We start from the raw sequence: 6,939 nt of genomic DNA, 5'->3' as shown, positions 1-6,939 counted from the left end.
TCGGTGGTGGCCGTTGCCGGCACGGGCGACGTCACGGTCACGGAGAACGGCGACAAGCTGAAAGTGGTCGATCCGGCAGCGCTCATCCAGCGCCATGCCTGCACCGGCTGCGGCGTCCACATGCATGGCCCGGTCGAGCGCGACCATCCGTTCAAGGGCCTGTCCTTCATCCACCCCGAGCGCTTCGAGGAGGACGGCTGGTCGCCGCCGGGCTTCACCGCCTTCGTTTCGTCGATCATCGAATCCGGCGTCGATCCCAAGCGGATGGACGGCATTCGCGCTCAGCTGAAGTCGATCGGGCTCGAGCCCTACGATTGCCTCAACCCCGGCCTGATGGACTACATGGCCACCTGGACCGCCAAGAGGTCCGGGGCGCTGCCGGCCTGACAAATTCTGATATTTCTGCCATGGGGCCGGCCGACGCCGGCCCCATGCTCATTTGGAGAGACGATGCCTGCCCCTATCATCTACGTCGATGCGGACGCCTGCCCGGTCAAGGCCGAGGTCGAGAAGGTCGCCGAACGTCACGGGGTCGTCGTGACCTATGTCTCCAATGGCGGCCTGCGGCCGTCGCGCGATCCGATGATCCGCAACGTCGTCGTCTCCAAGGGCGCGGATGCCGCGGACGACTGGATTGTCGACAACGCCAGGGCCAACGACGTCGTGGTGACGGCCGACATCCCGCTGGCCGCGCGCACGGTGGCTCTCGGCGCGCATGTTCTGGGGCCTACCGGCCGCCCCTTTACGACCGAAACGATCGGCATGGCGGTGGCGATGCGCGATTTGAAGCAGCATCTGCGCGAGACCGGCGAAAGCCGGGGCTTCAATGCCTCCTTCACGCCGAAGGACAGGTCGCAGTTCCTCGGCGAGCTCGACCGCATCTTGCGGCGTGCCTTGAAATCCGTCACACCGGACTGATCCGAACGCCTTTCAGGAGGCCGGGCCTTGGGTGACGATACATCCCTCAAGACGCCGATGCATCGGCACATGCAGTTCGCCCTGGCCGCGGCCATCGGCATCGTCGCGCTGCTCGCAGCCTTGTTGCTGCGCGCGCCGCTCCCCTACTCCATCGGCGCCAATGTGTTCTTTGTGAGCTATATCGCGCTGGTGCTGGCCCTGATGCCGAGCCTTACCGGCCGCTATCTCAGCAAGAACGCACGCGCGACCGACCTGCCGGTATTTCTGATTTTTGCCGTGACGCTCTTTGTCGTCGGTGCGGCCATCGTCTCGCTGTTCCTGCTCATCAACCGAAAGGACGCAGCGCATCCCCTGCAACTCGCCTTCGCCATGCTCTCGATCCCGCTCGGATGGTTCACCATCCATGCCATGGCGTCGCTGCACTACGCGCATGTCTATTGGAAGGATGGCGCCGAGATCGACGACAAGACCCAGAGGAGAATGCCGGTCGGCGGCCTCGATTTTCCCGGCGGCAAGCGGCCGGAAGGCTGGGATTTCCTTTATTTCGCGGCCGTGATCGGCATGACGGCGCAGACCGCCGACACGGCCATCACCACCTCGCAGATGCGCCTGGTCGTGCTCGTCCATTCGATCCTGACCTTTTTCTTCAACACCGTGATCGTTGCCGCGGCGGTCAATCTCGCGGTCAGCCTGGGCGCTCCGTAATAAATCCGTGATCGCATGAAACATTACCTTGCGCGGCGGCGTATTGAGAGGGAGACAATGATCTGAGAAGCCGCTTGCGTGAGGCGGCCGGAGGCAAGATGGACAATGTCGCCAACAACCAGTCCGCCCCCAAGCTGGACGGCAAGGACACGACCCTCATCTATCGGCAATCGCGCTGGACGCGGCTGACCCACTGGATCTGGGCCTTCTCGCTCTTCTTCATGCTGCTTTCCGGCCTGCAGATCTTCAACGCGCGGCCGCAGCTCTATATCGGCAAGCAGTCCGGCTTCGAGTTCAACAACACCATTCTCCAGATCGGCGCCGAGAACACCGCGAACGGATCGCGCGGTTTCACCGCAATCTTCGGCCATCGCTTCGACACCACGGGCGTGCTCGGCTGGTCGGGTCCGCCGGGACAGGAGACGCAGCGCGCCTTTCCGGCCTGGGCCACAATTCCCTCCTATTACGATCTCGGCACCGCGCGCGTGGTGCATTTCTTTTTCGCCTGGGTGCTCAGCGCAACACTGCTGATTTGGCTGATATCCGGCCTCATCAACGGCCATATCCGCCGCGACCTCGCCCCTCGCCTCTCTGATCTGCGCAAGCTGCCGCGCGACATCGTCGACCATGCGAAGCTGAAGTTCCATCATACGCGCGAATACAACACGCTGCAGAAGATGGCTTATGGCGGCGTGCTCTTCGTGCTTCTGCCACTGATGATCGTCACCGGCCTGGCCATGTCGCCGAGCATGAATTCGGTGCTGCCCTGGCTCAACGAAATCCTCGGCGGCCGGCAGACGGCGCGCACCATCCACTTCTCGGTGATGGTGCTGCTCGTCCTCTTCTTCCTCATCCACATACTGATGATCCTCGCCGCCGGCCCGATCAACGAACTGCGTTCGATCATCACCGGCTGGTACCGCACCGACCCGCCTGCAAAGCACGACCAGCCAACCGAGAGGAGCGTCTGACATGGCAAAATTCCAGATCAGTCGCCGTAAATTCTTGACCGCCAGCAGCCTCGGACTGTCCGGCATCGCGCTGTCGGGTTGCGATGCCTTCGACAGCGGCCTCGGCATCGGCGGCGGCTTGCGCGGCTTCCTCGAAAACGCCAACGGCCTGACCTGGCGCGCGCAGCGCCTGCTCGCCGGTCGCGACGCGCTGGCGCCGGAATTCACCGAGGCCGACATCCGCCAGCCGCAGCGGCCGAACGGCGTCACAGCGCCCGACGACGACACCTACAAGGGTCTGCTCGCCAACAATTTCGCCGACTGGCGCCTGGAGGTTTCAGGTCTTGTCGAAAAGCCGCTGTCGCTGACCCGCGAAGAGCTCCAGAACATGCCGAGCCGCACCCAGATCACGCGCCACGACTGCGTCGAAGGCTGGAGCTGCATTGCCAAATGGACCGGCACGCCGCTGTCGCTGGTACTCGACCAGGCGGTGGTGAAGCCGCAGGCCCGCTACGTCATGTTCCACTGCCTCGACACGATCGAGCAAAGCCTGTCCGGCGATATCAAATATTACGGCACCATCGACCTGATCGACGCCCGCCATCCGCAGACGATCCTGGCCTATGGCCTCAACGGCAAGCCGCTGCCGGTCGAGAACGGCGCGCCGCTGCGCGTGCGCGTCGAGCGCCAGCTCGGCTACAAGATGCCCAAATATATCTACAAGATCGAGCTGGTCGACAGCTTCGCCAATGTCGGCGGCGGCCGCGGCGGCTATTGGGAAGACAATGGCTACGACTGGTATGGCGGGATTTGATGATCCCTGGCCTGAAGGCCGAGCACGATCTGGCGGCAGGCGAACTCGACGCCATCGAGGAGCGTCTTAACAGAGACAACCGTGGGCTGACCGGCCGTGACGACGACCGTGCCCTCGTCTTTGCCCTGCGGGACGCAGCCGATCATGCTATTGGCATTGCTGCCGGCTACTCGTGGGCCGGCATCGCAGAGCTCGAGCTGATGTGGGTCGACAGGGCCCACCGAGGCCTTGGCCACGGCAGAAAGCTGCTCGATGCCTTTGTCGCGGAGGCAGCCGCGCGGGGTGTCTGGCGCATCTGGGTTTCAACGCACAATTTCCAGGCGCCGGGCCTCTACGAGAAGGCGGGCTTCAAGCGTATGGCCGAACTCGCTGGATGGCCGGAAGGCCATTCCAATGTCATTTTTTGCAGGACGTTAGCCGTCTAAGCAACCTTATCCAGCAGCGGCTTGAGCGCCGGATGAATTTCCGGCGAAGCGTGCTTGATCAGCGTCAGCAGCGCACGTTCGTTGTCGCGCAGCGGCCGCTGGCCGCCACCGACGTGCTCGGCCAGCCATTTTGCCTCGTCGGCGTCGATCGTCTCGGCGCGACGGGCAAGCGCCTCGGTGGCCCGATTCCTGGCTTCCCATTCGGCCTCGATGTCGCCGGGCGAATGAAAGGCTTCGAGGATCGCACCGAACCCGCCCGAGACCATGCGGTTGAAGAAACCGCCGAGCGTCGGCGCCGCTTCATCGAGGAAATTTTCGTGGCGCAGCGCCGCCTCGCGCGTCGGCGGCTCGTAGCCGGCCGAGCACATGACATAGTTGGCGATCGCCTTGACGAAGAGGTCGTTCCAGGACGGATCGTTGTCGGCGGCTGCTGTCCGGTCGTTGATCCTGAACAGGACCTCTGCCTCGGCCTTGCTGATGGCGATGTTGCCGTCGCCGCCAAAGGCATAAAGGATGCGGCGCAAGAGATCGACCTCGGCCTTGGCGATATGGCCGGGAACCAGGCTGCCGCCATGCATCAGCGGCCCCTTGCCGTCGAGCACCGCATGCGCGACCTGCTCCAGCGCATAGGCCGAAAGCTGTCCCGGCGAGGATTTCGCTTCCTCCAGCACATGCACCATCAGCTCGAGCTCGGTGCGGCTGTCGACCATGCCGTCGCGCGAGATCGTGCGGACCAGCCAGGCAGCGTTCTCTTCAGAAATATAGCCTTCCGGCTTTTCCTGGCGGACGATGTAGTCGGTCACCGCCTCGACGAAGAACGGTGCCCATTCGCCGCACTTGTCGCGCGCCGTCTCGTCGAGCGCGAACAGCGCCTCCGCCTCGCCGCGGCTCACCACGCCGTCCGCGAAAACCTCGCGCCGCAGCATCGTCACGTCCTCGGCCGTGATCTTGTTCTTCGAGATCAGCCCCGCGACTGGAGCGCTCATGATCAATTCGCCCATTTGCCGTCCCTGCCCGTCGCCCGCTGCCGGGGAACTTTATGCGTCGTTTGGACAGGCATATCAGAAGTATCTTGAGAAACCGGCAAATGGCGTGGTTAGCGAAGGCTTGCCGGCGCGGCGCGCTTTAGGTGTGTTGAGATTGAGGTCGGGCCGGGTCGGAGTCGAAGACGGGCCCGCAGCGACCAAACTGGGTGGTTTCCGACAACCGGCCTGCGCCGGCCGTAGCCTTCATAGACGGAGACACTTGTGAGGGCTTCGGCCGGCGAAGGCCGAAAGCCCAGGAAGCCGTCATTTGCAGACCGGCATCACCTGAATATCGACGCACCTTTAGATGTCGCAGGGAGGTGACAAGGTGTCGCCGACGGGCTATGGATGGCGCGTCGAGGGCTCAGGCGACTGAGTCCTACCTGTTTGCGGGAGAGAGCAGCGCAAGCTGTCGCCGAAGGGGAAATCGCCCGAAATCTCTCAGGCAAAAGAACCGTAGACGGGAAAGACAACTCTGGAAAGTCGGGAATCTTCCCGCGCCGAAGGTGTAAGCGCTGCCGACAGAGTTACGGGGCGCGAGTCTCTCAGGCTTCAGACAGAGGGGCACCGAATAGGCCGCCAATGGCGGTCGATCGCGTGCGACTCTGGAGAAGACATGACAGGCGAAGACACCAAGCACCTATCCCTCGAGGATTTGCATCAGGCCGCTGGCGCGCGTTTCGGCGCCTTCGCCGGCTGGTCGATGCCGCTCACCTATCCACCCGGCGTGATGAAGGAGCACCTGCACGCGCGCGAGCATGCCGGCCTGTTCGACATCTCGCATATGAAGCTGTTCGCGGTCAGCGGTCCGGGCGCCGCGGCGCTGCTGAACCGCGCCTGCCCGCTTGACGCCGGCGCGCTGGAAATCTCGCAGTCCAAATACACCTTCTTCCTCAACGAGGCGGCCGGCATCATCGACGACCTGATCGTCACGCGCCTCGGCGACGACCGGTTCATGGTGGTGGCCAACGCCGGCAACGCCGTCGAGGACGAAAAGCATCTTCGCGCGCTGGCCGGGGATTTCGACGCCAGCGTGGAACCGCTCGACCGGGTTTTCCTGGCCATCCAGGGTCCCGAGGCATGGGCCGCCCTGTCCCGCGCGGGCATCGAGACCGGCTCGCTGCTCTTCATGCACGGCATCGAACCGCGGCAAAACTGGTTCATGAGCCGCTCCGGCTACACTGGCGAGGACGGCTTCGAGACCGGCTTGCCGGAAGCGGAAGCCCGCGATCTCGTGGCCAAACTCCTGGAAGACGAGCGCGTGCATTGGATCGGCCTTGCCGCCCGCGACAGCCTGCGTCTCGAGGCCGGGCTCTGCCTGCATGGCCAGGACCTGACGCCGGAGATCGATCCCGCAAGCGCCGGACTGATGTGGGCAATCTCCAAGGAAGTCCGCGCCGCCGGCCATTTCATCGGCGCCGACGCGCTGCGCTCGATCCTCGAGCGCGGGCCGCCGCAGAAGCGCGTTGGCCTGAAGCCCGACGGGCGCCAGCCGGTGCGCGCCGGCGCGGCGCTCATCGATGCCGACGGCCATCCGGCCGGCCACGTCACCTCCGGCGGCTTCGGCCCTTCTACCGGGCACCCGGTCGCCATGGGCTACGTCAACACCCCGCTGGCCAAGGCCGGCACGAAACTCTTCGCCGACGTCCGCGGGACGAAAATTCCCGTCGACATCGCTGCCCTGCCCTTCACCCCACATCGCTACCGCAAAGGATGATTTTCCAGATGGCAAAGACCTATTTCACGCAAGATCATGAATGGCTCCGCGTCGAGGGCGGCGTCGCCACTGTCGGCATTACCGACTATGCGCAGGAGCAGCTTGGCGATCTCGTCTTCGTTGAACTGCCGGAAATCGGCCGCAAGCTCGCCAAGGGCGACACCGCCGTCGTCGTCGAATCCGTCAAGGCGGCATCGGACGTCTACGCGCCGGTCGACGGCGAGATCACCGAGGCCAACGCCACACTGTCCGCCGACCCCTCGCTGGTCAATTCGGCGGCGACCGGCGACGGCTGGCTCTGGAAGATGAAGCTTTCCAACGAAAGCCAACTCGACAGCCTCATGGATGAGGCCGCCTACAAAGCCCATATCGGCTGATATCAGGA

At 64.0% G+C, this 6,939-nt stretch carries 9 protein-coding genes and 1 riboswitch; of the genes, 8 read left to right on the top strand and 1 reads right to left on the bottom strand.

The features are described from left to right. The 6 genes from ACWGS9_RS21285 to ACWGS9_RS21260 all read left to right on the top strand — a co-directional run. On the top strand, window positions 1-387 hold a 387-nt coding region (locus ACWGS9_RS21285), incomplete at its 5' end, for an S-(hydroxymethyl)glutathione synthase (RefSeq protein ID WP_454507092.1). Between the two features lie 63 nt (window positions 388-450). Further along, on the top strand, window positions 451-918 hold the full coding sequence (locus ACWGS9_RS21280) for a YaiI/YqxD family protein (RefSeq protein ID WP_454507091.1): 468 nt from the start codon (window positions 451-453) through the stop codon (window positions 916-918). A 27-nt stretch (window positions 919-945) separates the two neighbouring features. After that, window positions 946-1,623, top strand: a complete 678-nt coding sequence (locus tag ACWGS9_RS21275; protein ID WP_454507090.1) for a DUF1345 domain-containing protein — start codon at window positions 946-948, stop codon at window positions 1,621-1,623. Between the two features lie 98 nt (window positions 1,624-1,721). Beyond that, a complete protein-coding gene (locus ACWGS9_RS21270) occupies window positions 1,722-2,594 on the top strand; it encodes a cytochrome b/b6 domain-containing protein (protein WP_454507089.1) in 873 nt (290 codons plus the stop codon). A 1-nt stretch (window position 2,595) separates the two neighbouring features. Beyond that, the gene (locus ACWGS9_RS21265) at window positions 2,596-3,387 is read left to right on the top strand and encodes a molybdopterin-binding protein (protein ID WP_454507088.1); all 792 of its coding nucleotides are present in this window, start codon (window positions 2,596-2,598) and stop codon (window positions 3,385-3,387) included. Further along, window positions 3,387-3,812: a GNAT family N-acetyltransferase gene (locus ACWGS9_RS21260; RefSeq protein ID WP_454507087.1), complete on the top strand. Its 426-nt coding sequence runs from the start codon at window positions 3,387-3,389 to the stop codon at window positions 3,810-3,812. The genes ACWGS9_RS21265 and ACWGS9_RS21260 overlap by 1 nt, the downstream gene beginning before the upstream one ends. Here ACWGS9_RS21260 and ACWGS9_RS21255 read toward each other — a convergent pair. Then, a complete protein-coding gene (locus tag ACWGS9_RS21255; RefSeq protein ID WP_454507086.1) occupies window positions 3,809-4,813 on the bottom strand; it encodes a hypothetical protein in 1,005 nt (334 codons plus the stop codon). The genes ACWGS9_RS21260 and ACWGS9_RS21255 overlap by 4 nt on opposite strands. Before the next feature lie 404 nt (window positions 4,814-5,217). Next, window positions 5,218-5,304: riboswitch (glycine riboswitch) on the top strand. Window positions 5,305-5,453: 149 nt separating this feature from the next. Between ACWGS9_RS21255 and gcvT the strand changes: the two genes are divergently transcribed. After that, window positions 5,454-6,554, top strand: coding sequence for a glycine cleavage system aminomethyltransferase GcvT (gcvT, locus tag ACWGS9_RS21250; RefSeq protein ID WP_454507085.1), 1,101 nt, complete (start codon window positions 5,454-5,456; stop codon window positions 6,552-6,554). Between the two features lie 8 nt (window positions 6,555-6,562). Beyond that, window positions 6,563-6,931, top strand: a complete 369-nt coding sequence (gene gcvH / locus ACWGS9_RS21245; protein ID WP_454507084.1) for a glycine cleavage system protein GcvH — start codon at window positions 6,563-6,565, stop codon at window positions 6,929-6,931. Window positions 6,932-6,939: the final 8 nt, after the last annotated feature.

It is taken from the genome of Mesorhizobium sp. Arg314 (assembly GCF_053714275.1).
This window is presented reverse-complemented; position numbering and strand designations above follow the sequence as displayed.